The organism is Streptomyces sp. C10-9-1, from assembly GCF_024497955.1.
Taxonomy (GTDB): domain Bacteria; phylum Actinomycetota; class Actinomycetes; order Streptomycetales; family Streptomycetaceae; genus Streptomyces; species Streptomyces sanyensis.
Window position 1 is genome coordinate 46,641 of the sequence record NZ_JANHKP010000024.1, and the last position, 24,743, is coordinate 71,383.

Annotated in this window: 18 protein-coding genes and 3 pseudogenes; 5 read left to right on the forward strand and 16 right to left on the reverse strand. The window is 69.9% G+C overall.

The window, feature by feature from the left end:
• Positions 1-111 precede the first annotated feature (111 nt).
• Positions 112-420, forward strand: coding sequence for a hypothetical protein (locus NPS70_RS27205; RefSeq protein ID WP_256527107.1), 309 nt, complete (start codon positions 112-114; stop codon positions 418-420).
• Between the two features lie 12 nt (positions 421-432).
• Here the strand turns inward: NPS70_RS27205 and NPS70_RS27210 are convergent.
• Positions 433-1,974, reverse strand: a pseudogene (locus tag NPS70_RS27210) (ISL3 family transposase).
• A 187-nt stretch (positions 1,975-2,161) separates the two neighbouring features.
• Here NPS70_RS27210 and NPS70_RS27215 point away from each other — a divergent pair.
• Positions 2,162-2,947, forward strand: coding sequence for a S1 RNA-binding domain-containing protein (locus NPS70_RS27215; protein WP_256527108.1), 786 nt, complete (start codon positions 2,162-2,164; stop codon positions 2,945-2,947).
• Between the two features lie 741 nt (positions 2,948-3,688).
• Here NPS70_RS27215 and NPS70_RS27220 read toward each other — a convergent pair.
• The 5 genes from NPS70_RS27220 to NPS70_RS27240 all read right to left on the reverse strand — a co-directional run bounded on the left by NPS70_RS27220 (position 3,689) and on the right by NPS70_RS27240 (position 10,442).
• The gene (locus NPS70_RS27220; protein WP_308315055.1) at positions 3,689-4,375 is read right to left on the reverse strand and encodes a hypothetical protein; all 687 of its coding nucleotides are present in this window, start codon (positions 4,373-4,375) and stop codon (positions 3,689-3,691) included.
• Positions 4,317-5,912 (reverse strand): ricin-type beta-trefoil lectin domain protein, encoded by a 1,596-nt coding sequence (locus NPS70_RS28805; RefSeq protein ID WP_256527109.1) that lies wholly within the window; start codon positions 5,910-5,912, stop codon positions 4,317-4,319. Before NPS70_RS28805 ends, NPS70_RS27220 begins: the two co-directional genes overlap by 59 nt.
• 386 nt (positions 5,913-6,298) lie before the next feature.
• Positions 6,299-7,582 carry a hypothetical protein gene (locus NPS70_RS27230; RefSeq protein ID WP_256527145.1) on the reverse strand — a complete coding sequence of 428 codons (1,284 nt, stop codon included), beginning with the start codon at positions 7,580-7,582 and terminating at the stop codon, positions 6,299-6,301.
• Between the two features lie 5 nt (positions 7,583-7,587).
• Entirely contained in the window at positions 7,588-8,400 is an 813-nt protein-coding gene (locus tag NPS70_RS27235) for a hypothetical protein (RefSeq protein WP_256527110.1), read from the reverse strand.
• On the reverse strand, positions 8,397-10,442 hold the full coding sequence (locus NPS70_RS27240) for a right-handed parallel beta-helix repeat-containing protein (protein ID WP_256527111.1): 2,046 nt from the start codon (positions 10,440-10,442) through the stop codon (positions 8,397-8,399). The genes NPS70_RS27235 and NPS70_RS27240 overlap by 4 nt, the downstream gene beginning before the upstream one ends.
• Before the next feature lie 67 nt (positions 10,443-10,509).
• On the opposite strand from NPS70_RS27240, the pseudogene NPS70_RS27245 reads away from it, so the two are divergent.
• From NPS70_RS27245 to NPS70_RS27255, 3 genes and pseudogenes are all read left to right on the forward strand, one after another.
• A pseudogene (locus NPS70_RS27245) lies at positions 10,510-10,811 on the forward strand (transposase); the annotation flags it as partial.
• Between the two features lie 281 nt (positions 10,812-11,092).
• The gene (locus NPS70_RS27250; protein WP_256527112.1) at positions 11,093-15,871 is read left to right on the forward strand and encodes an RHS repeat-associated core domain-containing protein; all 4,779 of its coding nucleotides are present in this window, start codon (positions 11,093-11,095) and stop codon (positions 15,869-15,871) included.
• Positions 15,872-15,886: 15 nt separating this feature from the next.
• Positions 15,887-16,567, forward strand: coding sequence for a histone-like nucleoid-structuring protein Lsr2 (locus tag NPS70_RS27255; protein WP_256527113.1), 681 nt, complete (start codon positions 15,887-15,889; stop codon positions 16,565-16,567).
• 145 nt (positions 16,568-16,712) lie between these two features.
• Here NPS70_RS27255 and NPS70_RS27260 read toward each other — a convergent pair whose 3' ends face one another.
• The 10 genes and pseudogenes from NPS70_RS27260 to NPS70_RS27300 form a co-directional block, all read right to left on the reverse strand.
• Positions 16,713-16,937, reverse strand: a complete 225-nt coding sequence (locus tag NPS70_RS27260; protein WP_256527114.1) for a hypothetical protein — start codon at positions 16,935-16,937, stop codon at positions 16,713-16,715.
• A 342-nt stretch (positions 16,938-17,279) separates the two neighbouring features.
• A pseudogene (locus NPS70_RS28960) lies at positions 17,280-17,882 on the reverse strand (HAD family hydrolase); the annotation flags it as partial.
• A gap of 19 nt (positions 17,883-17,901) precedes the next feature.
• Positions 17,902-18,729, reverse strand: coding sequence for a 5'-3' exonuclease H3TH domain-containing protein (locus NPS70_RS27265; RefSeq protein WP_256527115.1), 828 nt, complete (start codon positions 18,727-18,729; stop codon positions 17,902-17,904).
• On the reverse strand, positions 18,726-20,105 hold the full coding sequence (locus NPS70_RS27270) for a glycosyltransferase family 4 protein (RefSeq protein ID WP_256527116.1): 1,380 nt from the start codon (positions 20,103-20,105) through the stop codon (positions 18,726-18,728). Before NPS70_RS27270 ends, NPS70_RS27265 begins: the two co-directional genes overlap by 4 nt.
• 20 nt (positions 20,106-20,125) lie before the next feature.
• Positions 20,126-20,929 carry a reverse transcriptase domain-containing protein gene (locus NPS70_RS27275; RefSeq protein WP_256527117.1) on the reverse strand — a complete coding sequence of 268 codons (804 nt, stop codon included), beginning with the start codon at positions 20,927-20,929 and terminating at the stop codon, positions 20,126-20,128.
• Entirely contained in the window at positions 20,926-22,029 is a 1,104-nt protein-coding gene (locus NPS70_RS27280; protein WP_256527118.1) for a glycosyltransferase family 4 protein, read from the reverse strand. The genes NPS70_RS27275 and NPS70_RS27280 overlap by 4 nt, the downstream gene beginning before the upstream one ends.
• A complete protein-coding gene (locus NPS70_RS27285) occupies positions 22,026-22,577 on the reverse strand; it encodes an SUMF1/EgtB/PvdO family nonheme iron enzyme (protein ID WP_256527119.1) in 552 nt (183 codons plus the stop codon). The genes NPS70_RS27280 and NPS70_RS27285 overlap by 4 nt, the downstream gene beginning before the upstream one ends.
• A gap of 134 nt (positions 22,578-22,711) precedes the next feature.
• On the reverse strand, positions 22,712-23,311 hold the full coding sequence (folE, locus tag NPS70_RS27290; RefSeq protein ID WP_256527120.1) for a GTP cyclohydrolase I: 600 nt from the start codon (positions 23,309-23,311) through the stop codon (positions 22,712-22,714).
• On the reverse strand, positions 23,311-24,015 hold the full coding sequence (locus NPS70_RS27295) for a WbqC family protein (RefSeq protein ID WP_256527121.1): 705 nt from the start codon (positions 24,013-24,015) through the stop codon (positions 23,311-23,313). Before NPS70_RS27295 ends, folE begins: the two co-directional genes overlap by 1 nt.
• Positions 24,015-24,713: a PIG-L deacetylase family protein gene (locus NPS70_RS27300; RefSeq protein WP_256527122.1), complete on the reverse strand. Its 699-nt coding sequence runs from the start codon at positions 24,711-24,713 to the stop codon at positions 24,015-24,017. Before NPS70_RS27300 ends, NPS70_RS27295 begins: the two co-directional genes overlap by 1 nt.
• Positions 24,714-24,743: the final 30 nt, after the last annotated feature.

A 24,743-nucleotide genomic window follows, 5' to 3' on the forward strand; every position in this document is an offset into this window, starting at 1 on the left:
GCTGATCTGACCGGCCCCCTGCCGGGGCGACTGCGTACGCAGATCGAAGAAGTCCGGCAGACCGCCCGTCGGCCCTGGCCGTTGCCGCACCCCCCTGAGGACCTCCTCGCCATGGGGGTCACCGGTAACGGCGACTACCTCTTCTGGGTCACCCAGCTTTCCGGGGCACCGGACCACTGGACGATCTCCGTCAGCGAGGCCTTGCGCGCCCCCTGGTTCACCTACAACGGGACCGTGACCGCGTTCCTCGTCGACGTGCTGAGTGCAACCGTGCGCATCCCGATGTTCCTCCCAGGCCTTCTCGACGGCGGCATCGCCTTCACCCCGGCGCAACTTCAGAGCACCGCACCGACCACGGCCCCCCCGGGCATCTGTCACGGGACCGTAAATCGTTCGGGTCTGTTCCGTAGTCGGTGGTGACGGAGGGTGTGGTCAGCCCAGGAGGATGCGGTGGCGTAGGAGGGGAAAGCTCGCGCGGCCGTACATCTGGCGCTTTATCAGCTTGGTTTTGTTGTTGACGCCTTCGGTGCCGCCGTTGTGGTGCGGCAGGGTGAGGGCGGCGTCGACTGCGGCGCGGTCCTTCTCGAGGCCCCTGGTGAAGGCATGCAGGTGGGGCAGGTCCTCGGTCTGGGCTGCGGTGATCCAGGTGCTCAGCAGAGCGGCATTGCCGTCGGCGGGATCCAGTAGCGCTGCGAAGCCGTGGATGAGATCGGCCAGAGCGGTCATCTCCTGGCAGGCGGTGCGGGTGGTCTCGATACGTTCCCGCTGATGGTCCTTGAGACGGTCGGGGCGGGTTAGCAGGTAGCAGGCCAGGCGCCGGGGCGAGAGCGCTGGCCGGTCGGCCTCAACACGGCCCTGGTTGATGTAGCGGACCAGCAGGTTCGAGCTGCCGGTGTAACCCAGGTCCCTGATCTCCTGGAGGAGATGGGTGACGGGGACGGCCGGGTCCTCCAGCCGTCGTTGGCGCAGGTTATCGCGGTAGGGATCCACCAGGGTGGGGCGGTACTTGGGGGCGCGGATGAGGCGCTCGGGCTCGGCGACACGGTCGTAGCGCTTGACGGTGTTGAGAGCCAGGTTCAGGCGGCGCGCGCACTCCATTAGGCTCACTCCGCGCTCTCGCAGGGCGTGGACCTGCTGCCAGCGCTCGCGGGTGGTGGCGGCCTGTCTCCCCTCGGCCGAGGGCGGGGCGGCTTTCGCCCAGCAGATGCTGTGGGCGGCGACCTCTTTGCGGACGGCCTCGGCGATGTTGTGCCACAGGTGCCAGCGGTCGCTGATCTGGACCGCGTCGGGCAGGGCTCGGCGGATCGCCTCGGCGTAGGTGGCCGATCCGTCCCGGCACACGGCCTCGATGCCCGGATGCCCGCGCAGCCAGGTTTCCAGGGTGGCGGCCTCGCGGCCGGGCAGTACCTCGACCCGCTGGCCGGTCTCGGCGTTGATGATGATCGTGGCGTAGCTGTGCCGGCGTCGCAGGGCGAAGTCGTCGACCCCGATCACCCGCGGGAACCTCACCACCGGCAAGGGCACCCGCCTCAGCAGCCGTAGGGCGGAGGCGTACGACACGGGCATGGCCAGTGACCGGGTGAGCCGGGCGGACGCCCGGCCGCATAACTCCTTGACCAGCTCGGAGAGCTGGTTGGTCAGACGTGTGGTGCGGCGCTGATGGCGTTCCAGGAGCCCAGGGACCTGCTCTCGGAAGGTCTGCCGACCGCAGTCCCGGACCGGGCAGACCAGCCGTCGTATCCTCACCCGGACCACGACCTGTCGGCCGTCGACCGGCACATCCCACACCGTCCGGCCGTGATACCCGTGGACCCTTCCCGTCAGCACCCTGCACAGCGGACAGGGAGCGGGAACCTGCCCGGGTCCGAGCCGAAACCTGGACTGTCTCGCCACCATCCGCCACATCCTCGATGACCAACGGCGACAACCCCCAAACATCGTCCCCACAGGTGCGTTCGCATCATGCACGCCCAATGATCACAGGCGGGCACTCACCGTCACCACCGACTACGGAACAGACCCGTTCGATTGACAGACCCCCCGACGTTGAGCCGTGACAAGCTAGTTGGAACCTGGTCACGAGAGTTGGAACAAGTGCGGCCAGCCGCCGACTAGGCTCACCTCCGTGCCCGAGCCAGCCCCCGCCCCTCGTCTGCAGTCCTTGATCAACCAGCTCAGGCCGGGGGTGGTGAGAACGGTGAAGGTCACCGGGTTCGACGGAGCGGATGTCCTGGTGAAGCTTGTAGATGCCGAAGGAGAGGAGACCGAGATCGGTCGGATTCCCCGGCAGGAGGCGTCGATGCGTCGGGTGGAGCATCCATCCGAGCTGCTCGACGTCGGCCAGGAGATCAACGCCGAAGAGATCGGACGCTGGCGCGAAGGTCAGCTTCACCTGTCCGCCAGGGCGTGCGAGATCCCGTCCTTGCGGTCCTTCCTCCTCGCACTCGAACGCGGGCAGGTCGTCGCTGGGACGGTCTCCGAGGTTCACAACTTCGGGGTCTTCGTTCACATCGACGGCGAACCAGATGGCCTGTGCACCGGCTTCATCCGGGTGCCGGACCTGACGTGGGGCTGGATCAACCACCCCTCCGAGGTCGTCGAAGCAGGCCAACGAATCACCGCCGAGGTGATCATTACCGAGACGCGCACCGGGCAGGTCACTCTCTCGTCGAAGGCCCTGCAGGTAGATCCACTCATTCGGTTTGCGGATCAGGCAGGCCAAGTTCTTACCGGGCCGATCACCAAGATCGTTCCTTTCGGCGTGTTCGTGCGGCTTGCTCCGGACGTAATGGGGTTCCTTCACCTCTCAGAGCTGACTGACGAGCCGATCGAGACCCCGGATCAGCTTGTCGACGAAGGCGAGCTGATCACGGTGAAGGTCACCGAGGTCGACCTCCAGCGCCACCGCGTGCGGCTGGGCGCCGCCGGCGAGGCGGACAGAACCTGAGGGCTGTCCCGTTACTCCCGACGGCCCGGTGGCAGAGAAGTGTCGGAGCGCTCTGAGACACTCTGGTCCGTGCTGATCAAGGGATACGACCACGCGCCGCTGGTCGCGGGTGAGTGGCTGCTTGAGCGCGCCGGGTTCTGGTCCAATCACCTGCTGACCATGTGCCGGTTCGCCTCCGGTGAGGCCCGGCCGGCACCCGAGTGGTTCGGTGTCGACGGCGCCGACACGGATGCCCTGTCCGAAGTCCTCCTAGACGACCAGGCATGGCTGGCGTTTCGCGTCCCGTTCCAAGGAGGGCACAGCGCCATCGTCATCTACCGGAACCTCATCGGTGACTTCGGGATCGACTACCTGCTGACCCAACCGGATTGGCATCGGCCAGAGGCCCTGTCCAGTTATGACGGCGACTGGTGCGGCCCGGGCCTGTCCTGGCGCAACATCGTGCACATCGCCGAGACCCCGGACCTGGCCGCACCCGGCGTGCACAACACTGCGGCCCGACTGCTGCTTCTGGTGCCGTTGCTCGCCGCCGACGATCTGCCGCCGGAAGCACCGGCACGGGTTAGCGCCGCCCTCACGGCCATCGGAGCACCCGACGACTCTGCTCAGGACACGGCTGACCATCTCCTTCGTAACAGGCTGCCCGCAGCCAGTCGCCGCCACGGTGGTGCCGACTCCCCTCTGAGCGGCGGCAGCCACCGGCACACTGGGTCAGGCCCGGATGAAGCGGCCTGTTCCTGGTCAGTCCCGGCGGGCGCCCTGGATGATCCGGTCGATGACGGCTGCGGCCCGTTCCGGGTATCCTTCCAGCCACTTGCCGAGGTGTTCCTGGACGGCCTGTTCGACGCAGGCGCGCACTGCGGCGTTACCCAGCCAGCCGCGCGTGGAGCCCTCGAACTCGGGATGGTCAAGCTTCACCGACACGACCGCTGTCAGACGTTCGCCGATCCGATCGGCGTCGAGGTCGGGATCCGTCGCAGCCAGCAGCCGTCGCTCCCGTGCGTATGCGGTGACGGCGGCCGCTACCCCGTCGCGGAAGCCGCGCTCGTGTGTGCCACCGTCAGTGGGCCGGCTGTTGGCGAAGCTCCGGACCCGCTCGTCGTGGGAGGCACGCCAACGCAGGGCCACCTCCACCGTCCCCGCCATCCGCGGCTCCTCCCGCTCGAAGCCGATGATGTGCGGATGAACGGGTTCCTCCTTCTGCTCGTCAAGGATCGCCACGAACGCCCGCGCGCCGTCGGGGTACCGGAACCGCGCCGACCGGGACTCGCCCGGGAGGCGCCGATCGGTCAGAGAGATCTCCAAGCCCCGGTTCAGCAAAGCCAGTTCCCGGAAACGCTCGGCCAGCCCGTCGAACGGTGGAGAAGGCTCAGTCCCGCTGTGCGGTTCCTGTGGCCGTGATCGGACCGGCGACCCAGCGTTTGTCACCCACCGTGGAGCTCTCCTTGAGCTCCAGGGGACGGACTTCGTCGGTGTCGTCGCCGACGGGGACGATGACCTGGCCGGTTCGTGGCTTGGAGTGGATCTCCCCGTTCTCACCGATGACGAAGGTCATCCGTGATCGCTTCTCCGGGTCGTCGCTCGTGCATGGCCGGATCCCCACGTCCGCGGTGTCTCCGCCGACCTTGAGGCAGAATCCTGGGTCGGCCTCGTTGTGCAGGTGTCCGTCGGTGTCGAACTTCCATCGCTGGGTGGTGCCCGAACCGCACGGAGCGGCGACGGCGTTGACACGTTTGCCCACCACCTGGTTCTCCACGTCCAGGCACAGCCCGGTGGCCGCATGGACGATCTGGGAGGGCTTGCCGAGGGGAACCGGCGAGGGAGGTTCCCCTTCCGGATGCGGAGTCGGATCGCCCGACGGCGCTGTGTCGTGGGAGCGGGAGGGCGTGGTGGACGGGGTCGGGTCGGCCGACCGGCTGGGCTCGGGGCCCGCGAGACCGCTGAGGTCCCAGCTCTCGGGCAGGACGTCGGGAGCCGCTACCGCGGCCGCCGTGGCCACGGCGACGATCGCGGCGATGCTGCCGACGGCCTTGACGGTCCGGTGTTCCCGCACGGATCGATGGGCGGGTCGGGGACGGCTCAAACTCTTCAGGACCTCGACCAGTGCTGTCGGCACGTCGAGCGGGGTCTTCTGGCAGTCCGTGCCGAGGACGGTGCCCTGCTCGGACGACGTGGTCTCAGAAGTGGTGCGCATCGGGACGCGCTCGGTGTAGGCGGCGCCGCCCCACAGCAGCAGTCCCTCGGCCAGTAGGAGCCGTGGACCTGCGGACATTCTCGTGAGTCTGGACAGCAGGCCCGTGCAGTTGGCGCAGTGGGCCAGATGCGCGGCCAGGTCCGGGTGCGGGGTGCCGCCCCGCTCCTGAGCGGCGGCCTCGATGATGCGCTTGAAGCCGCGGCATTCTGCTGTGCCGCGGAGCGACAGGTGCTCCTGCACATAGGCATCCCGCATGGCGACCTGGGCCTTGGCCGCGAGATCGGGGACGGCGTCCGAGGTCGCGCCCAGGTGTGTGGCGACTTCGGAGTGCGGCTCGTCGTCGACGACGGAGTACCACAGGGCGGACCGCAGTCGATCCGGCAGCTGATAGAAGGCGCTGGCCATGGCGTTGGGCGGTTCGGACGCGCTGGTGAGGTGCACCGTCTGCGCCCAGGCCAGGAAATCGGGCTGTAGCCGGCTCCGTCGGTCATCAGCGGCCCAGGCGAGCGCGGCTTCGCGGACGTGTGTCAGCGCGTGGTGACGCCAGGTCCCTGACGGGTCGACTCCTTCCCGGACCTCCTCCATCGCCCGGGAGAACGCCTCTCCGGCGAGCCGTCGGCCAGCCCGATCGCTGGTGGTGTGCAACTGCGCGTAGGCCGCGACGGCGGGCAGGTGTCTGCGTTGCAGCTCCCGGATGGCCTGCCCCTCGGCGTCGGTGCCGGAACGAAGGCACTCGACGAGGTCGGTCTCGGGGAGAAGGCCGGGATCCACCCTTTCCTGGGGAGGGTGTCCGTCTGCCGTGTCCGAATGCGTCACCACAGGGCCTCGCTTCCTCGAATCTCCCGCGCCGGGTGGGCAAGGGCTCACATGCACGAGAACGTCCTGGCACGGCCGGGCCTGCGCCCAGCCGGAGGGTGATCTCATACAGAGGGCACAACCCTCATACGGCTCCGGCATGCGCACTGTTCAGCTTCACGTGGGCACCCGACGGAGCTGGTCCACCGAGAGCGGGGTCCGCCTCGACGCGTTCCGCTGGCTGCACCGCTACAACACCCGACGTCGCTCACCCGCTCCGGGCCGATCCGCCCGGTCGGCTCGCGGACCTTCGGGGCGATGTTGCCCATGACGGCCGGCGGACCCCCCGGCCGGGCGCGGCCTCATGCGACGAGCAGCCCGATCCCGCCGAGGGTGTAGCCCATCATCAGGGCCAGCAGGGGGATCTGGCCGGCCACGGCCCGGTCCGGGGGGAGGAGCCGTACCGACCGGTCGTGCGCGGCCACGACACCGAGGACGTGCCCCGTGACGACAGCGGTGACCTGCAGCGTGGCAAGGCCGTCGGGGCCGAGGGGTCCGTCCCGTGCGGCCACCGGGCCGTGACCCGCCGCCGTCATGACCGCACGCGGGCCCTCCGTGGTGAACAGCGAGAAGTAGTGGGCGACGAGATAGCCCACGGCGATCGGCAGCAGTGAGTGGGCGAAAGCGGAGAGCGGCTGGGGCACCGGACCGGCGGTGAGGCGGACGGCGCCCGCGCAGACACCGTAGAGAGCGGCGATGGCGACCACGGTCCCCACCAGCCCGAGGGAGGCTGTCGTGGTGGGGCCCACAGGCGAGGTCTGCAGCATGGCGATCCACGCAGGCGCGTCCGACACGCCGTCATAGGCGGTGCTGCCGAGCAGCACACACATGACGCCCACGAGCCCGGGCGCTTGGGGAGTGCCGTCCAGGCCCTGCAGCGGACTGCGCAGGACGAGCTGCCCGTCGGCCCTGCGCCCCAGCGGAGCCAGCCGGGCGAGGAGTGCGGAGTAGACGTCGAACGCGTCGCACCGGTCGAACCAGTGGCTGCCGAAGATCGCCGCCCCGGTCAGCTGTACGGCCGCGTAGGCCAGCAGGAAGAGGAGCAGGGCCGTTCTCGAGGTGGGGGAGGGGGAGGCCAACTCCAGCCACGTGAAGGCCAGCAGGCCGGCCGCCGCGGGCCAGTACCCGAGCCGCCGGGGCAGCCGTGCGCTTCCCCTGCGTGGATCACGGCGCGCCGTCCGGCAGCCGAGAGCATGCAGCGTGCGCAGCGGGTTCAGCAGCCGCCACACCGGGCCGAACAGCAGTGACGCGGGTACGAGACCCACCCAGAACAGGACGTAGACCATTGCGGGTGCCGGGTTGCGGTCGGCGTCGTCCGGGCCCAGCAGCAGATGAAGCAGCATCACGGCGGCAGCGGCGAGCCCCAGTCCCCGCGCCGCGCCGCGCAGGACGTGCGCTTGCGCCGCACGCTGCACCGGGACCGGCAGAGGGCGGCCGACGCGGTCGCCCCGGAAGCGGGGGGCCGGCCAGAGCAGTCCCAGGGCGAGGAAGGAGACGAGCAGCGCGGCGAAGGCTCCGGCGTATGCGTGGAAGGCGGAGACCGGCAGGTCGTGGCGGGCGCCGACGCCGTGGGCGAGCGAGGTCAGGGCGTTCACCGGACGGCGAGCTGCGTCAGCACGAGGCCGGACCGGTGGGTCTCCACCTCGTACAGGCCCGACCGGTCCAGGAGCACCTCAAGGGTGGCGGTGCGGCCGGCCGTGAGCACGGCCGAGCGGTCCACTCCGTGGACGTGCAGTTCGTCGTCGGTGTCGCTGGTGACGTGGAGGGTGAGCCGTTCGCCCTTCCTCAGCTCGACGCGTCCGGGTTCCGGGCTGACGACACCTCCTGCGACGGTGATGTCGAGCGTCCTGCCGGCAGGCTTCTGTTCCTGGTCCGGCCCCGAGGACGGTGGCGCGGTACCGGACAGGGGCACGCTGTCCTGGACCGGTTCCCCGTCCAGAGCCCACACGGTGTGGTCGTCCGCGTGCAGCCTGACGGTGAGCATCTGCGAGCCGGCGGGTACGTCGGACGAGGGCAGATGATGCCGATCGCCGTACACCCGTGCGACCTCTGCGCCGTCCAGCAGCAGACGAGCGTGGCCGCTGCCCAGGACCGCCGCCCCGCCCACGCTGTCCGGGCTGAAGCGGAATCGTCGGACGTCGAGCCGGATGTTCCATCCGTCGTGCGTATCGGCCCGGACGGTCACGGTGACGGCGGGAGCGTCCTTGGCGGGCACCTGCCGGAGCCGCTCGTGACGGCTTTTGCCCTCGGCGGGCAGCAGCGTGCCTGCCGGGCCGGAGACCGTGTCGTGGTTCGTTCCCGGCCTGTGGTGGGTGTCGGGGCGCTCCGTGCACCCGCCGACGAGGACGAGAAGGCCAAGGATGCCGGCCGTCCCGAGCGCGCGGGCCGGTCGCCGCCCGCTCACGGCATCACCCGGGCGGTGCGGCCAGGGGCCGCTCCGGAGGAAGATCCGGCGCCGGCCGGCCGGGCCGCGGCCACCACCGCCCAGACGACCCAGACCAGCCCCAGCAGGCCGCGCGGCCACGCCGGGCCGAGCGGTGTCCACGGGATCATGAGCACCGCCTGGTCGAAGGCGTCCAGCAGGGTCAGCAGGCCGAGCATCACGGTCGTCCAGCCGAAGAGGCGATGTGTGCTCCGCAGCGCGAGTCCGGTGACGGCCCACCAGGTCCCGAGCAGCAGCAGGGCGAGCGGCGGTACCACCGTCGGGGCGAGCGCGGTCGTCTCCCCGGCGACGTCCAGGGCCAGACCGGCCGCGCCGAGCGCGGTCACCGCGGTGACCCAGCGGTTCCGGCGCAGTCTGCGCCACCACAGCAGTCCACCGACCGCCGCGAGCACGACGGCGATGCCGAGAGCGAGCTGCACCTCGACGCGTTCGATCCCGCGGGCCCCGTACCAGTCGCAGCCCACGGGCAGCCGCCGTTCCCTGACGCTGTACTCGGAGCACACCATCAGCTGTGCGACCTTCACCGGTTCACCCACGATGCGGTGCGAACCGCCGGACACCGCCCCCGCCCTGTCGCCGCACCGCGGAAGGGTACGCGGGCTACTGCCCCGGACCTCCTGCCAGCAGTTGCCCCGTCCCTGGCCGTCCCACCAGACATCGGTCGCATTGGGGCGGGCCCTGCCGTCCTTCGTCGTGCCGAGGCGGTTGGCGTGGAAGCGGTTGTGGTGCGAGGTGTCGGCCTGCCGCGACCAGGCTTCCTCGCCGCGGACGAACGCGGGGACGGCGTTGAGGTGGAACGCGGTCCGCCGGTGTCCGTAGACCCAGTTGTCCTCGAAGACGTTCCAGTTCCCTCCCGCCACCAGGACTCCGGTGCCGGGCGGCACCGACGTCTGGGGACAGACGACGCCCCGCTCGTAGCCCCGCTCGGCGGGCGGCCGGTCGCACGTGCCGTCCTTCACATATCGGTAGTAGTCCTGGTTGTTGTCGTGGATGAGGTTGCGTTCGAACCTGGCGTGGTTCTGCGGAAGGCCCGGGTGACCGGGGAACGCACTGTCCATCGAGGCGCCGGCCATGTTGTTGTCGAACTCGTTGTCATGGGCCCAGACCGAGTCGCCGGCGGTCCCCGAGTAGCCGAGCAGGTTGTGGTGGCTGCGGCAGCCGGTGATCTCGATCGAGTAGCGCGGTACGTCGTAGCCGCGCCCGGCGTTGATGTCCGAGGCGCTGCCCGGGTAGATCCCCGAGTCACCGTTCCCGTACGACTCGCAGTCGCGGTACAGGCCGTGGTCGCTGGCGAAGGTGAGGAAACCGTACTCGTCGTTCCAGCGGGTGAGTACGGTGTCGATGACGAAGCCGTCGACTCCCAGTACGTACAGCGAGTTGAAGGTGGTGCGCTGGGCGGTGAAGTTTCGGAGGTAGATGCCGTCGGAGCCGTCCGCGCGGATCGCGTTGAGCTTGCGGTAGCCGGCGTCCACGACGACGTCACGAGGGTCCGCCCCGGTGCCTTCGATCTGCAGGTCCTGCTTCCCGAGAACGGCAACGAGATTCTGGTTGTGGGGGCACTGCTTCTGCTGCGCGTAGGACAGCACCTGGTAACCCAGCGCCGCCCTGGGGGCCTTGAGCCGGGCACACCTGCCCGTCGGCTCCGGCTGCGAGGGCTCCTCCTCGTAGCGCCCGGGCAGGACGGCGATGGTCGTTCCCGGCCTGTCGGCCGCATCCACCGCCTGCTGCAGGTGCCGGAAGCCGTCACGCTCGCAGCGCTCGTACAGCCGCAGGTTGCGCTCCCGCAGTGCCGCCGGGAACCGGGCGATGCGCTGCTCGAAGTCCGTCCTTCCGGTCTTGCAGACCAGCAGGTCCGGCTCACCCTCGCGGTAGACGGGTACGCTGCCCGATCCGTCGGGGAAGGCGACCTCACGTTCTTCGTGGGCCTGTGCACCCGGTGGCGCGCCCAGGAGAACCGCGCCTGCCGTGCAGAGTCCCACCAGCATTCGACGTGTCCACGTCATTAGCATGGCGTGCAAGCTAGCGCTTGATCCGTGTACAGGGAAGGCGTCCTGTGGTCGAAGACGTCGGCGCGGCGGGGCGCGACGGCCGCGCCGTCCTCCCGGGGCCGTCCGCCCCGGCCGGGGCGACGAAGCAAGGGCATCGCGCACACGATTCCCGAGCGGGCCGACCAGGTCCGCAACCGGGCCCGGCGAGGCAGCCGGGGAGGCCGCCCGTCGGCCTTCGACCGCGAGGTCTACAAGCACCGCAACGTTGTTGAGCGGTGCTTCAACCGCTTGAAGCAGTGGCGCGGGATCGCCCCCCGCTACGACAAGACCGCCCAGTCCTACGAAGCAACCGTCGCACTCGCGTCACTCCTGATGTGGGCGTGACATTTGACGACAGAACCTAGGAGGCGACACGGGTCTGTTTGCGCCGTCGGCGTAGGGCACGCTGGGCTTGGGCGCGCGCATTTGAACCCAGCCTCGGTGGCGGGGTAGGGCCCGGGGCTGTCGTCGGTGGTCCGGTCGGTGGGCAGCTGCGGCTCCGCGATCATGTGGCCGGTCCCTGTGCTCTGTTGCAACCCGGTGCAATCCAGGTACGGGCCTGCCGTGCCGAGCAGGTGGTGACGGGTGGCCAGGAACCGCCTGGGCCTTGGTGGTCGTCTCCTGGCATGCTGGTTGATCTTGTTTTGGTTGAGGTGTTTTGCTGCGTAGCTGGGGGCTGTTGCGTCGTGGGTTACACGATTCCTGAGGGCGTCGACACGATGCTCGACATCGTGGGTGTGGGCTGGCCGAACGTCGACGAGGACGCCTACCGGGACATGGCGGTCTCCTTGCGCGAGTTCGCCGACGACGCAGACGACGACGCGGGGACCGCGTACGGGCACGTACAGATGCTGCTCTCGTCCGGGCAGAGCGAGTCGCTGACGGCTCTGGACGAGCACTGGTCGAAAGTACAGGGCAAGCACAAGGATCTGGCGAAGGCAGCCCGCCTCGTCGCCGGCGCCCTGGACCGGGTGGCGGACATCATCGTCGCCCGGAAGATCGCCGCGGTGGGCGAACTGGCGGACCTGTGTGCGACGGTGGGCATCACGTTGGCGTTCGCGCCGGTGACGGCCGGCCTGTCGACGCTGCTCGCCGGAGCCAAGATCGCCGCCACCCGCATTGCCTTCAAGCGGATCCTGAAGGAGATGGCGGAGGCGGCCGTGGCAGAGATCGTCGCCACGCTCACCGAGCCCGCTGTCGCCGCGATCGAGAACATCGTCGCGGACCTGGCGATCCAGACGGCGATGAATGTCGCCGGTGTGCAGGACGGCTACAACACCGACCAGACCGTGCAGGCCGGAAAGGACGGACTGCAGCTCAACTCCGCACACGGGGCCACCCGCCCGGGCGCTGCTGGCGGTCCGGAGATCGACCACGCCGCCCACGGCAAGGCAGGCCTGCACCTGGCCAACGTGCAGGTCTCCATGCGAAACAGAGCCGGCAGCAAGCTCGGCAAGGCCAAGGGCCATCACGGGCGCGCCAAGGGCAAGGACTCGCTGACCGCGGTCCTCGACACCACCATCGAAGGCGTCACGGAGAAACTCACCAAGGCACTGAACGACCTCGGAGACCACGTCGGCAAGAAGGTACCCGACGCCATCACCAAGGGCTCCAAGACCCACAAGGACACCGACCAGGATGTCCGCGACCGCGTCAAGAGGATCGCAGCCAAGGATGGCAAGGATGAAGGTGACCTGGGTGGCAAGAAGGGCGGAGCGGAGCCCGGACGGGGCCGGGGCGGAGCGGACGACAAGCGGTCCAAGCCTGACCGCTTGGACAGCGCCAAGGACGATGCACGCCGCAACGGCATCCCGCTGAAGAAGAAGACGTGCAAGAACGACCCGGTCGACGTCGCCACCGGCGAGGTGACTCTGCCCCAGACGGACCTGTCACTGGCCGGTGTTCTCCCCTTTGTCCTGCGCCGTACTCACCTCTCCGAATACCGCTGGGGCCGCTGGTATGGCCGCAGTTGGGCCTCCACCCTGGACGAACGCATCGAGCTCGACGCCAAGGCCCAGAGCGCGATATGGGCGCGCGAGGACGGTTCACTGCTCATCTATCCTCGGCTGCCGGCCCCGGACGACGCGGTAGGGGTCCTGCCCATAGAAGGTCCCCATCTGCCCCTGACCTGCAGCGGACAGGACAACGAGTCCACTACTTACCGCATCTCCGATCCAATATCGGGCCTGACGCGGTACTTCACCGGCAGCCCCTACGGCGCGTCCTCCGCCTACTGGCTGAGTGAGGTGGAGGACCGGAACCACAACGGTGTCACCTTCATACGCCGCAGTGACGGGGCCCCGGTCAGGGTGATGCACGACGGCGGATATCAGGTCGCTCTGCGAGTCAAGGACGATCGAATATCCGAGCTCTCGCTGCGAACACCCGAGGGGCCGGTCACCGTGCGACGCTTCGGCTACGACCGTGAGGGCATCCTGAACGAGGTTTTCAACTCCTCTGATGCTCCCTTGCAGTTCGCCTACGACACCGAGGGGCGCATCACGTCCTGGACCGACCGTAACGGTTCCACTTTTCAGTATGTCTACGACGCCCAGGGGCGGGTCGTGCGTACGATCGGTCCCGAAGGGTTCCTGTCCTCGACATTCGTGTACGAGGAGATACCCGAGACGGGCCGCCGGATCACTCGATACACGGACTCCACCGGAGCCACCACCGTCTTCCAGATCGACGAACGGCTTCAGGTCGTCGCGGAAACCGATCCCCTCGGAAACACCACACGCTTCGACTTCGACCCGCAGGATCGGATACGGGCCCAGACCGACGCACTGGGGCGTTCCACCCACTTCCAACGCGATGAGCGCGGCAATCTCATCGGCTTGATCGCGCCGGACGGGGTGCGGACCACCGCCACCTACAACGAGCTGAATCTCCCAGAAACGATCACTGAGCGCGCCGGGGCTGCTCGCAGCTACGGCTACGACGACCGCGGAAACCTGACGGCAGCGGTCGATCTCGCGGGCGGGCGCACGACGTACGCATATGACGAACGTGGCCACTTGCGGCTCGTGCGGGATGCTCTCGGCGTCACCACGCACCTCACCACCGATGCCGCTGGTCTCCCGGCGCAGATCACACGGCCGGACGGGTCGGCCGTGCGGTGCACGCGTGATGCTTTCGGGCGGGTAACCGAGGTCGTCGATGCCGTCGGGGGCATCGTGAGGCAGGGCTGGAGCGTGGAAGGACAGCTCATCTGGAGGGAGCTCCCCGATGGCAGCCGTGAGGAATGGACCTGGGACGGCGAGGGCAACCTCGTGTCGCACACCGACCGGATGGGACGCACCACCACGCATTCCCACGGCCACTTCGACCTGCTGCAGGCCACCCGCACGGGCGAGGACAGCGGCTACCGCTTCACCCACGACACTCAGCTGCGGCTGACGCAGGTCACCAACGCAGACGGCCTCGTGTGGGAGTACACCTACGATGCCGCAGGCAGGCTCATTGCCGAGAACGATTTCGACGGCCGCACTCTGACATACGAACGCGACCCTGTCGGGCACATCGTCCGGCGGACGAACGCCGCCGGCCAGAGCATCAGGTTCGACCGTGACGCCCTCGGCCGCGTCACTCACATCAGGCACGACGACGGCTCGACCTCGTCGATTGTCCATGACGACAGCGGCCACGTCTCGCAGATCGCGAACGCGCACTCCCGCATCGAACTGGCTAGAGATCCCGCGGGGCGCATCGTCGCCGAGACGGTCAACGGCGCCACCATGTCCTTCAGCTACGACGCTCTTGGGCGCCGTACCGGCAGACGCACCCCTTCTGGCGCCGAAAGCCGTCTGGAGTACGGAGTGGCAGGTCTGGCTTCCCTCAGCGTCGGCGACCACGTCTTCACCTTCGAACGGGATGCGCTCGGCCGCGAGACCGCACGGACCGTCGACGATGCTCTGGAGCTGCGGCAGCACTGGGACCCGGTCGGCCGGCTGACCCATATGACACTGGCCAGCACCAGCCAGCCGCCCCTCCTGCGAAAAAGCTTCACCTACCAAGCCGACGGCGTCCCCACGGGCATCGAGGACAGCCTGAACGGGCTCCGCACGATCGCTCTGGATGCCGCCAGCCGCGTGCGGGAAGTCCAAGCCCGTGGCTGGACGGAGCAATACGCCTACAACGCTGCCGGCGACCAAAGCCGCACGGCCCTCCCAGCCCAGGCACCGGGCCAGTCGGCCGCCGGACAACGGCGCTACGAAGGCACACGCCTGGTTCGGGCGGGACGCACCCGCTACAGCTACGACGCACAGGGGCGCCTCACGCTGCGCAGGACGAAAACCCTCAGCGGTGCGACCCTCGCCTGGCACTTCCAATGGGACGCGGAGGACCGGCTCACCCTCGTGCAGACCCCCGAAGGGACTCGCTGGCGCTACCTCTACGACGCTCTCGGACGCCGTCTGGCCAAGCAGCGCCTCGACCAAGACGGACAGGTCGCACACGCGACGACGTTCCGATGGGATGGCGCTCAGCTGGCCGAGCAGCACGGCGAGGGCGCCACGTTGGTGTGGGACTACGCCGGAGGGCGGCCACTGAGCCAGCGTGAGATGAAGACCGACGGCACGCAGCAGGAAGTCGACCGCCGCTTCTTCGCGATCATCACCGACCTGGTGGGTAGCCCCACCGAGCTGGTCTCGGCCGACGGAACCCTGGCCTGGCACGCCCGCAGCACCACCTGGGGAGCCACCCAGTGGAACAAGAACAGCACCGCCTACACGCCGCTGCGCTACCCGGGCCAGTACTTCGACCCCGAGACAGGTCTGCACTACAACTTCAACCGTTACTACGACCCCGAGGTCGGCAGATACCTTTCACCCGACCCGCTGGGCATCGCTCCCTCGATCAACCCCTACTCCTACGTCGTCAACCCGTTCGTCCTGGCGGACCCGCTCGGGCTTGCGGGCTGCGAGCCGGACCCCACCTGGGGAGGCCAAGTCAGGTGGGTGCGAGACGAGCACGGCCGTCCCTACGAGATGCACGCCGTCATCACCCGCCACATGCTCGACGAAGGCACCCACGCCCGGAACTCGATCATCCCGCCCGGATACCAGTCGGACAAGGGACAGGCCCGTGGGCACATGCTCGCCCGACAGCTCGGCGGGTCCGGCGACATCGACGACAACCTGTTCACCATCTCCCAGAACCCGACGAACACACCAAAGATGAGCATGTTCGAACAGCGCGTGTACGACGCTGTCGACGACCATGATGTCGTCCACTACAGCGTGTACCTGGAGTACGTGAACGATGACCCCGACTCACCTCCCAAATCCATCCAACTCGAAGCTTTCGGCACCAAAAAGGACAGAGATGGCAATCTCCTGTTCGACGAGGGGACCATCCTTAACAACCCAGCCCACGATGAGCCCCGCCCCCGACGTCGCCCCTAGCCGCCCAGGAATCCGATGACTGCCCTCACCACCCTCACGGCACTGTGCCCACCCCCCGCCGCTGCACCCCCCGCCCCTGACTGGTCCGAGGTCGAGAACAGCCTGGGGACGCGCCTGCCTCAGGACTACAAGCAGCTCGTCACCACCTACGGCCCCGGCCAGTTCTGCGACTTCATCACCCTGTACCAGCCCCATGCCCCAAGCGAGTGGGCTGATCTGACCGGCCCCATGCCGACACGACTGCGCACACAGATCGAAGAAGTCCGGCAGACCGCCCGCCTGCCCTGGCCGCTGCCACACCCCCCTGAGGACCTCCTCGCCATGGGAGTCACCGGCAACGGCGACTACCTCTTCTGGGTCACCCAGCCCTCCGGGGCACCGGACCACTGGACGATCGCCGTCAACGAGGCCTTGCGCGCCCCCTGGTTCACCTACAACGGGACCGTGACCGCGTTTCTCGTAGACGTGCTGAGTGCAACCGTGCGCATCCCGATGTTCCCCCCAGACCTTCTCGACGGCGGCATCGCCTTCACCCCGGCGCAACTCCACAGCACCGCACCGACCACGGCCCCCCGGGCATCTCTCAGCACCCACGCTATCCGGGAATGGGCCAGGGCCAACGGCTATGACATCCCCGATCGCGGACGCATCCCCATCGAGATCCTTGAAGCCTGGGAACAGGTCAACCCTCAGTGAGCATGTTCCGGCATCGACGACCTCAATCGGGGCCCGGCCGGTGGGCCGGTCCTTGGTGCTGCTCAGGCTTGGGGCGACCGGCGAAGTTGGGCTACCTGCGGTGCTGTCAGTCCTTGTTCATAGGGTCTCGGCATAGCTGAAGCTCTCACGGCCTTGTGGACCCGTGGCCCGTGCCGTGCCTCTGCCCGTTCGCCGGGGTGGCCTGCGAGCTGATCTTCTCGATCACGTCGTTCGCCTGCTCGGTGGGCGGCCGCGACGGGCCGAGGGCGCTTGCCTGCGGTGCGATACCCGTCCGGGGTCCGTCGATCGCCGCCGGGGGGTAGGAGCCGCGGCCACGGAGCCGGTGGCTGACCGCCTCGTCGAACGACACCGGCCGCAGGTGAGGGGGGGAAGCGGTTGCAGCCCTCCCCGAGCTCGAGCGTCGTCTCGGTGTCCGGGTCGGTGCCGTCGCGTAGGGCTCTGAAGGCGGTGAGGCAGTCGGCCTGCGCGGGGGCCGGGATGGTGTCGTGCTCGGTGGCTCCGGTGCGCCATGGGCCGGGGCGCTGCCGGGCTTCCGCGGTGCGGACGTCGGCGAGGTTACCTGATGGGGAGCGCTTCGGGGGCGGTTGGTTGCAACGGGGGGGATCTCGTGCAGAGCTGGATGCCGCTCGTCCGGAACGGGCTCGGAGGTCAGGAGAATGCGGGCGGCCGCGTCGAGGTCGGGTGTGTCGGTGTGCTGGTCGCGCCGCACCCAGATGGCGTCGATGCCCGCGCGGCGGGGTCCGGCGGCGTCGGCCTGTGGGTTGTCGCCGATCATGACGAGCCGACGTGCGGGGCCTGCGGCCGCCCGTGCGAGACGGAACGCGTGGGGGTGGGGTTTCTCGTATCCGCTGGCGGCGGAGTTGATCACCGCCTGGAACCGGGTGTCGATGTCGAGAGTGGACAGGAGTTCGGGGAGTTCAGGGACGTGGTTGGAGAGGAGAACGTGCGTCCAACCGTGCTCTGTGAGCCGGTCCAGGACGCGCAGCGCCTGCGGGTAGAGGCTCCACGCGGCGGGGTCGGTGTGGGCGGCGCGGGTCGCGGTGGCCACGGCCTGCGGGCGGGAGATCCCGAGGTGGGTGAGTGCCTCGGCGACGACGCTGGTGATGTGATCCCACCAGGCGTCGGGGTCGTTCAGGTGCGGGTGGGGTTCCTGTGCGGCGTGCCAGGGGGGAGGGCCTGCAACATCTCGGGGAATGTCCAGCGGTGGCCGGGCTCGTGGACGTCCAGGACCTCCAGGAGGCACTCGGCCCACGTTCCGTACCGGCGGTGGTCGAGTGTTCCGTCGAAGCCCCATATCGCGGTCTTGGCCGGCGTCACCACAGGCCGAGCGCTTCCAGGATGTGCGCGGCGTTGGGTAGCGGCGCGGCCGGTGCGGTGGTGAGGAGGTCGTCGGGGAGGTCGGCCTTCGTGTCGAGTTTGATCATTTCGCGCCAGCGCAGGGCCTGCGGCCACTGCTCGGTCCAGGTGGGGCGCAGTTCGTCGGCGGGGATGTTCTCGAGGCGGCGTGCGTCGGTCAGGAGCCGGGCGGCAGTCTTGGCGCCGATGCCGCGGATGCCGGCGATGTTGTCGGCCGGGTCGCCCATCAGGGCGCGGAAGTCGGGCCACTGCTCGGCGAGGACGCCGTAGCGGGGCAGGATGTGCTCGCCGGCGGTGTAGCGGCGTTCCAGGGCGAAGCCGGTGTTCAGCAGGCGCACGCCGGGGTCGGCCAGGAGCTGGATGTAGTCCTTGTCGGTGGTCATGATGTCTACCGCTCGGCCGTCGGCGCGAGCGGCGGTGGCCAGGGTGGCGATGACGTCGTCCGCCTCGCAGCCGTCCTGCTCGATCCACCGGACGCCCGTGTGGTCGAGGGCGTTCTTGACCAGGGCGAGGGACTCGATCAGGCCGGGTTCGGGGGCGGGTCGCTGGGCCTTGTAGTCGCTGTCCTGTCCGACGCGGGCCCGGGAGCCGTCCTCGGAGTCGAAGACCACGAAGATCTCGAACCCGTCGGCGTGCTGGACCTGGGCTTTGCACAGCAGCGCGGCAAAGCCGAAGACGCCGGTGCGGTCGATGGTCTTGTCCCGGCTCATGATGCGGGCGGCGAATCCGTACCAGGCGCGGTGGAGGAGGTAGTGGCCGTCGACGAGCAGCAGGGGCGCGGTCATGGCGTGGCCTCCAGGGGGTGGTGCGTGCTGGTGGGTGCCTGTGACCGCGGCGTACGGGCATCCGTTGCCGGATGACCAAGGAGTCTAGCCACGCCCGTGGTGCGGGGCTGCCAGAACGCGGCCAGCAGCGCCGCGAGGTGTTCGTCGGCGTTGCGTTCGCCGACGACGCTGCGGTGGGCGTTGGCGCGCAGCTGGGCGCGTTCGTCGCTGGTCAGGGTGAGCGCCCGGCGCACGCCGGCGGTCAGGGCGCCGGGGGTGGGGTGGTAGAGCAGGCCGTTGTGGCCGTCGGTGATCTGTTCGGGGAAGCCGTCGATGTTCGGGGCCAGGACGACGGCTCCGGAGCGCTGGGCCCACAGGGCGGTCTCGAAGACGATGTTGGCCAGGGTCTCGCCGCGGCTGGGGACGGCCATGACGCGGGTGTCGGGCCAGGCGGCGAGCGCGCGGGGGATGTCCCGGTCGTAGCGGCCGATGATGGTGGCGCTGAGCCCGAGCTCGGCGCTGCGGTGGCGGTAGGAGTCCAGCAGGGCGGCGCGGTCGTCGTCGGTCGGGACGGCGACCATCGCCAGGTGGACGTCGTCGCGCAGTGGGGCGAGGGCTTCGATGAGGAGGTCCAGGCCCTTGGTGCGGTCGGTGCGGCCGACCGCGGCGACAACCGGCCGCCCGGCGGGGATGCCGAAGGCGCGCACGATGCGCTCGGCTTCGGTCCTGGTCGGCGGAGTGAGGTCGGGGGAGGTGAGGTGGAGCCCGGACGGCCAGGACCGGAGGCTGGCCGGGTCGAGGCGGTAGTGGTCCTTCAGGTGGCGGGTGAGGAAGTCGCCGATGTCGGCGACCCAGGCGCGCGGGTGGAGGCTGGCGGCGGTGATGGCCTCCTCCTCCCAGGTGACGCGGCCGGGGTCGGGGGCGGGGCGTTCGGTGATGCGGGCGGTGGAGAACAAGGCCAACAGGACCTCCACGCCCGGGTGGGTGCCGGCGTGGTGGGCGAGTCCGGCGAACGGGGTGTCGACGCCGATGGCCAGCACCTTGTCGTGCCGGTCGGCCAGGTGCCCGGCGGTGCGGGCGGCGCCGTCGGACAGCTGCCGCCAGGTGTCGGAATGCCAGAAGGCGCCGCGGGTGTCGTAGGGCAGGGTGAGGATCTGGCCGCCGAGCTCCTCGACGACGCGGCGGGCGTAGCGGAGATCGTCCTCGTTGTAGCCCCAGGTGGCCGGGCCGGGCTCGGGGACGGCCAGATACGGGGTGAAGGCGCCGGCGTGAGCGCTGAGCCGGTGGTGGTGGCGGGCGAGGGTGGCCAGGAAGGTCTTGGTCTGGCGGCCGATGCCGTTGGTGTTGTTGGCGATGCCGTTCACAGCGCAGTACAGCAGCGCGTTGGTCGTGGACAACGGGGTGTCTCCTTACTCAGTCAGCCGACGGCGTAGAGGTCTTCCGGGTTCGGGCGCCAGATCTTCGACTTCGCCGGTGCCGGCTTCATCCCGTGGGCGGTGAGCAGGTCGGTCAAGTGCCAGTAGGCGGCTTCCGCTTCGGGTTTGGTGGCGGCGAACAGGGTGTAGTTGTCCGTCATCCGCACGGCCGTCCATCCGGTCAGCTGCTGGTCGACGGGGGTCATCCGGAGGTTGGTCAGCATCGGGCTCAGGCCGCTGCCCGGGGCGAGCGGGTCAGGCAGCGCGGTCAGGATGCGGCGCAGCAGGCTGAGGACGCTCCCGTCGTGGACGAAGCGGGTGACGGAGGTGATCGCGTCCTTAAGGGTGACGCCGTGGCTGGCGGCGGCGACGTCGATGTCGGCGACCCAGGTAAGGCCGGCGTGCAGGTGGCGGGCGGCGGCTGCGACCGCAAGGGGACGGCCGGCTCGCCGGTGCCAGCCGAACATCCAGGGTGGGTAGGCGTCCCGCTCCAGGACGGGCTCGACCGCGTTGCGCAGTGCCCGGTGGACGATCCGGTCGGCGACCGTGGGGATGGTGACGGTGTGCCGCTTGCCCCAGGCGTCGAACTCCTTGATGCGTAGTGGCCCCGGCCACCACGAGCCCTCCGCCAGGGCGGTGGACAGCGCCTCGATCCGGGCGGCCATGCCCTGTCTAAAGGCCCTCCATGTCATGCCGTCGGCGCCGGGAGAGCCGGTACGGCCCATGCACTGGCGGGCGGCCCGCTTCATCGCCCGCTCGCTGACAGCCTGCCGCATCAGCGAGTGCGCCGCCGTCCGCCCGCTCACCTGGCCGCGCCGACGGCATCCAGGAACGTCTGGGCGACGGCCGCTGGCGTGTGAGCGGCGACCTGGAGCGGCCCGGCGGCGGACGCCGCGTGGTAGGACGCCGGGTCGTCGAGCAGACCCGTGACCGCCTTCCACAGGACGCCCGGCCCGCTCTCCAGCGCGGTCATCCGCCCGGCGGGCCCGGTGAGGGCCGGAAGATGGCCGAGCCCGTAGCCGACCACCGGCGTCCTCACCGAGAGGGCCTCCGCGGCGACGTTCCCGAACGTCTCCGGGCTGGTCGAGGAGACGACCGTGACAGCCGCCTCCCCGAGGAAGCCGGGAACCTTCTGCCAGGGCAGGGCCGGGAGGATCTCCACGTCGGGCAGGCCGGCGGCCAGCGCCCGGCACTCGGTGAGCACGTCGTTCTGCATGCCCGGCCAGTACTCGAACCCGGCCTCGGCCAATACGATCTGCACGGGCCTGCCCAGCCCGGCCGGGTACGCCTTCAGCAGTTCGGCGATGCCCTTGTGCGGCTCGGCCCGGGCCACGATCCGCACCGGCCCGCGCTCGCGCAGCGCCTCCCGCTCGCCCGGCGCCGGCGGGGTGAGCGTGTGCATGAGGGCGTTGGGGACGACCGCCCAACCGGTGGAGTCCACGCCCTCGCGGGCCAGTTCGGCGACCATGAAGGCGCTGACCGTCAGGACCCGGTCCGGGCGGTGCTCCAGGCTGCGGTAGAGAGGGGCGTCGGTGCGCGGGACGTGCACCATCAGCGTGGTGGCCGTCCCGGCCGGGGCCGGACTGAGGTAGCCCAGCCCCCACACCGCGTCCACCCAGCACACCAGGTCCACCGCGTGGCCGGCCAGAAGCCCGCGGACCTCCTGTTCCACGGGAGCGGGGTCGGCCAGGAGGGCGGTGAGGTCCTCCTCCAGCGCGGGCCGGGGCAGGGTGAGGCTGCTCAGGCGGAGCAGGTTCTCGTCGTCGGCGGGGGTTCCCGGTCCGGCGGCGATGATCAGGGCACGGTGGCCGAGTTCGCGCAGGCCAGCGGCGAGGGCGGCGATGCTGCGCTCGATGCCGGCGGGCTCGTCGGGGTTGTGCGTGAGCAGGACGAAGGCGACGTTCACAGGGAGACTCCATGGGCCGGAGGGGTGGGGGCGGTATCTCGGACGGGCCGCAGCCCGATGCCCGGGGAGGTGATGCCGGGCGGGACGTCGTTGGCGTGGGCGCACTCGGCGTACTGGGCGAGGGACTGGTAAGAGCCGCCGCGGAGCAGGGCGACGCGGTCACGGCGCCAAGGGGCGGTCGTCCACTCCCAGACGTTGCCGCCGACGTCCCACAGGCCTTCCGGGGTGCAGCCAGCCGGATGGGCCCGGACGGGTGTGGGGCGGCCGGGCCCGAGTCCGCGTAGGTTGGCGTGGCCTCGGCTCGGTGCGTCGTCGCCCCAGGGGAAGCGACGGATTCCGCCGGAGGCCATCCACTCCCATTCGGCGGACGTCGGAACCCTGGCTCCGAGCAGGTGGGCGAGCTGGGCGGCGTGGGGCAGGGCCAGGCCGGTGACCGGCACCCCGGCCGCCGAAACGGGCGTCGCCGCCCACCACAGCGTGGCCACCTCCTGGGCCGGGTGCCACTCCCCGGCCGGAAGGTGGCCGCCGGATATGCGGATCCACTCCACCGGATCCACTTCTGCCGCTACCGTGGAGGCGTCCCGGGCAGCAGGTACGTTCCCCGGAGGAAGAACCGGCCCGCTCACCAGCACACGCGGGCTTGCCTCCGGCGAAAGACGGCCCTGTCCGGGCGCTCGCCCGCTCACCGCGGCCCAGCCCCGGCCGCCGCGAGTAGCTGGCTGCCGAGGGCGCCCCCGTCGGCGAAGGCGCCGCTGAGGCTGTGGCTCAGGGTGCGGGCCTGGTCCTGGCGGACCCCTCGCATGCTCATGCACAGATGTACGCCGTCGGCGACCACCCCGACGTCGGCCGATCCGGTCGCCTTGGCCACGTCCGCGGCGACGCCGTCGACGATCCGCTCCTGGAGCTGGAGACGGTGCGCGTGGGCGGCGACGATCCGGGCGAACTTCGACAGCCCGAGCACGCTGCCGCAGGGCCGGTAGCCGATTGTCAACTCCAGCCTCATGGGCAGCAGATGATGCTCACACAGGCTCCAGGCGACGATGCCCCGCACGATGACAACGCGGTCGGTGCCGGCGGGCAGGTCCTCCTCGAAGACGGTGTCCGTGCGGCCGGGGTCATGGTCGAGGAACTCCGTCCACCAGCGGGCGAACCGCTCCGGGGTGCCCCGCAGACCCTCTCGCTGCGGGTCTTCCCCCACCGCTTCCAGGAGTTGCCGGGCCAGGTCGGCGACCCGCTCGCCGTTCACGCGCGGGCGTGGGATCGGGTTGTCCAGGCTCGTCATCAGGCGCTGACCTTCGTCTCGGTCCGTGCACCGGCACGGAGAACGGCAAGGGCGTTCGGGCCCTCGTGCAGCAGCAGGTCCAAGGAGCTCAGGCCCGGCCGCCAGCCCGGCGCGCTGCCGTAGGGGGGATGGGAGTACGAGGCGACCTCTACCGTGATGGCGCGCTCGGCCAGCAGGCGGAGGTTGAGGTAGCCCAGCGCGCCGGTTCCCACCCGAAGGCGCGTCGCCCCCCGCTGGCGGCAGAGGTTGATGAGCATGTCGGTCTGCTGCCCGGCCGGGGGCCGATCGCTGGTCCGGACCATCGCCACCGGCAGGTCGAACGCATCGAGCAATAGCCGCAACAGCGCCTCGGTCACGTGCGCAAGATGGGTCCACGGCTTCTGGTAGACGGCTTCGAGCGCCTCCTGATGCTCGGGCCAGTACGGGGCGCGCCCGTACGTTTGGACGAGGCTGCGCCAGTGCCTCCCGGCCCAAGAGGCGTCGGCGATCCGGGTGTCGGCGATGCTCTGGCCGAAGCGGCGGCGCACCGGCACGGTGAGCCTGACCAGGCCCGCGGTACCACGGATGTAGTTGCGGTTCTGCCAGCCTCGTTCGCTGAACTGCACGTGGTCCAGGAGGACCAGCTCGTCCGCGTCGGCCAGCCGCGAGAAGTACCCGGGCCACGGCAGGTAGGCTGGCTGATGGGCGACCAGTACGCCGCCCATCAGCACGCCATCCGGTAGGCCACGAGCGCCTCCGCCCGCTCCGCGCCGCACGCCGCGCCGGTCGCGGAGTCGATGGCCCGGATCCGCTCCAGGGACCGCGGGTGGTCGCCCTCGCGCAGCTCACGGGCGTAGCACTCCAGCGCCTTGTCCTTCACCGCTGCCGTCGCTGTGACGTCGACCCACACGGTGGGCCGGGGCAGTTCCCGGCCCCAGGCGTGGTCCTCGGGACCGCGGAACCCGAGAACCATCCGGGGCCAGGGCCGCACGGACCCGCTCGGCCGAGCGGCGGCGTAGGCGGCCTGGTGGACGACTTGGTGGTCCTGGTGGACCGCTCCGGCCGCCGGGATGAGGAGCGCGGCCGGCTCCAGCGCGGCCAGGGACAGGTCCGGGCCAGCCTCGATGAGGCGGACCAGTTCCGCGACGTGGCCGCCGAGGTCCCGGGCCGGGGTGGTGTCGCTGAAGGCGATGCGGCGGCCGACGACACCGAGGACGTCGCAGGCCGCGTTGAACTCCTCGTGCCGCAGGCGGCTGTCGGTGGGAGCTCCCCACCGGGGCTGGGTCAGGCACGCCACGGCCAGGACGTGCACAGTGATTCCCGCGGCGGTGAGACGGGCGATGGTGCCGCCGGCGCCGAGGGTTTCGTCGTCGGGGTGCGGGGCGACGGCCAGGACGCGGTCGCCGGGGTTCAGGCCGAACATGGGCCTGCCTCCTCTTGATCCGTGGAAGGG

Bases quoted from the DNA above. Each gene is read 5' to 3' on its own strand.
- NPS70_RS27300 (WP_256527122.1), bottom strand. From the start codon at position 24,713: ATGTTCGGCCTGAACCCCGGCGACCGCGTCCTGGCCGTCGCCCCGCAC.
- NPS70_RS27255 (WP_256527113.1), top strand. From the start codon at position 15,887: ATGACTGCCCTCACCACCCTCACGGCACTGTGCCCACCCCCCGCCGCT.
- NPS70_RS27265 (WP_256527115.1), bottom strand. From the start codon at position 18,729: ATGACCGCGCCCCTGCTGCTCGTCGACGGCCACTACCTCCTCCACCGC.
- NPS70_RS27205 (WP_256527107.1), top strand. From the start codon at position 112: ATGGGGGTCACCGGTAACGGCGACTACCTCTTCTGGGTCACCCAGCTT.
- folE (WP_256527120.1), bottom strand. From the start codon at position 23,311: ATGACGAGCCTGGACAACCCGATCCCACGCCCGCGCGTGAACGGCGAG.
- NPS70_RS27295 (WP_256527121.1), bottom strand. From the start codon at position 24,015: ATGGGCGGCGTACTGGTCGCCCATCAGCCAGCCTACCTGCCGTGGCCC.
- NPS70_RS27250 (WP_256527112.1), top strand. From the start codon at position 11,093: ATGCTGGTTGATCTTGTTTTGGTTGAGGTGTTTTGCTGCGTAGCTGGG.
- NPS70_RS27240 (WP_256527111.1), bottom strand. From the start codon at position 10,442: ATGACGTGGACACGTCGAATGCTGGTGGGACTCTGCACGGCAGGCGCG.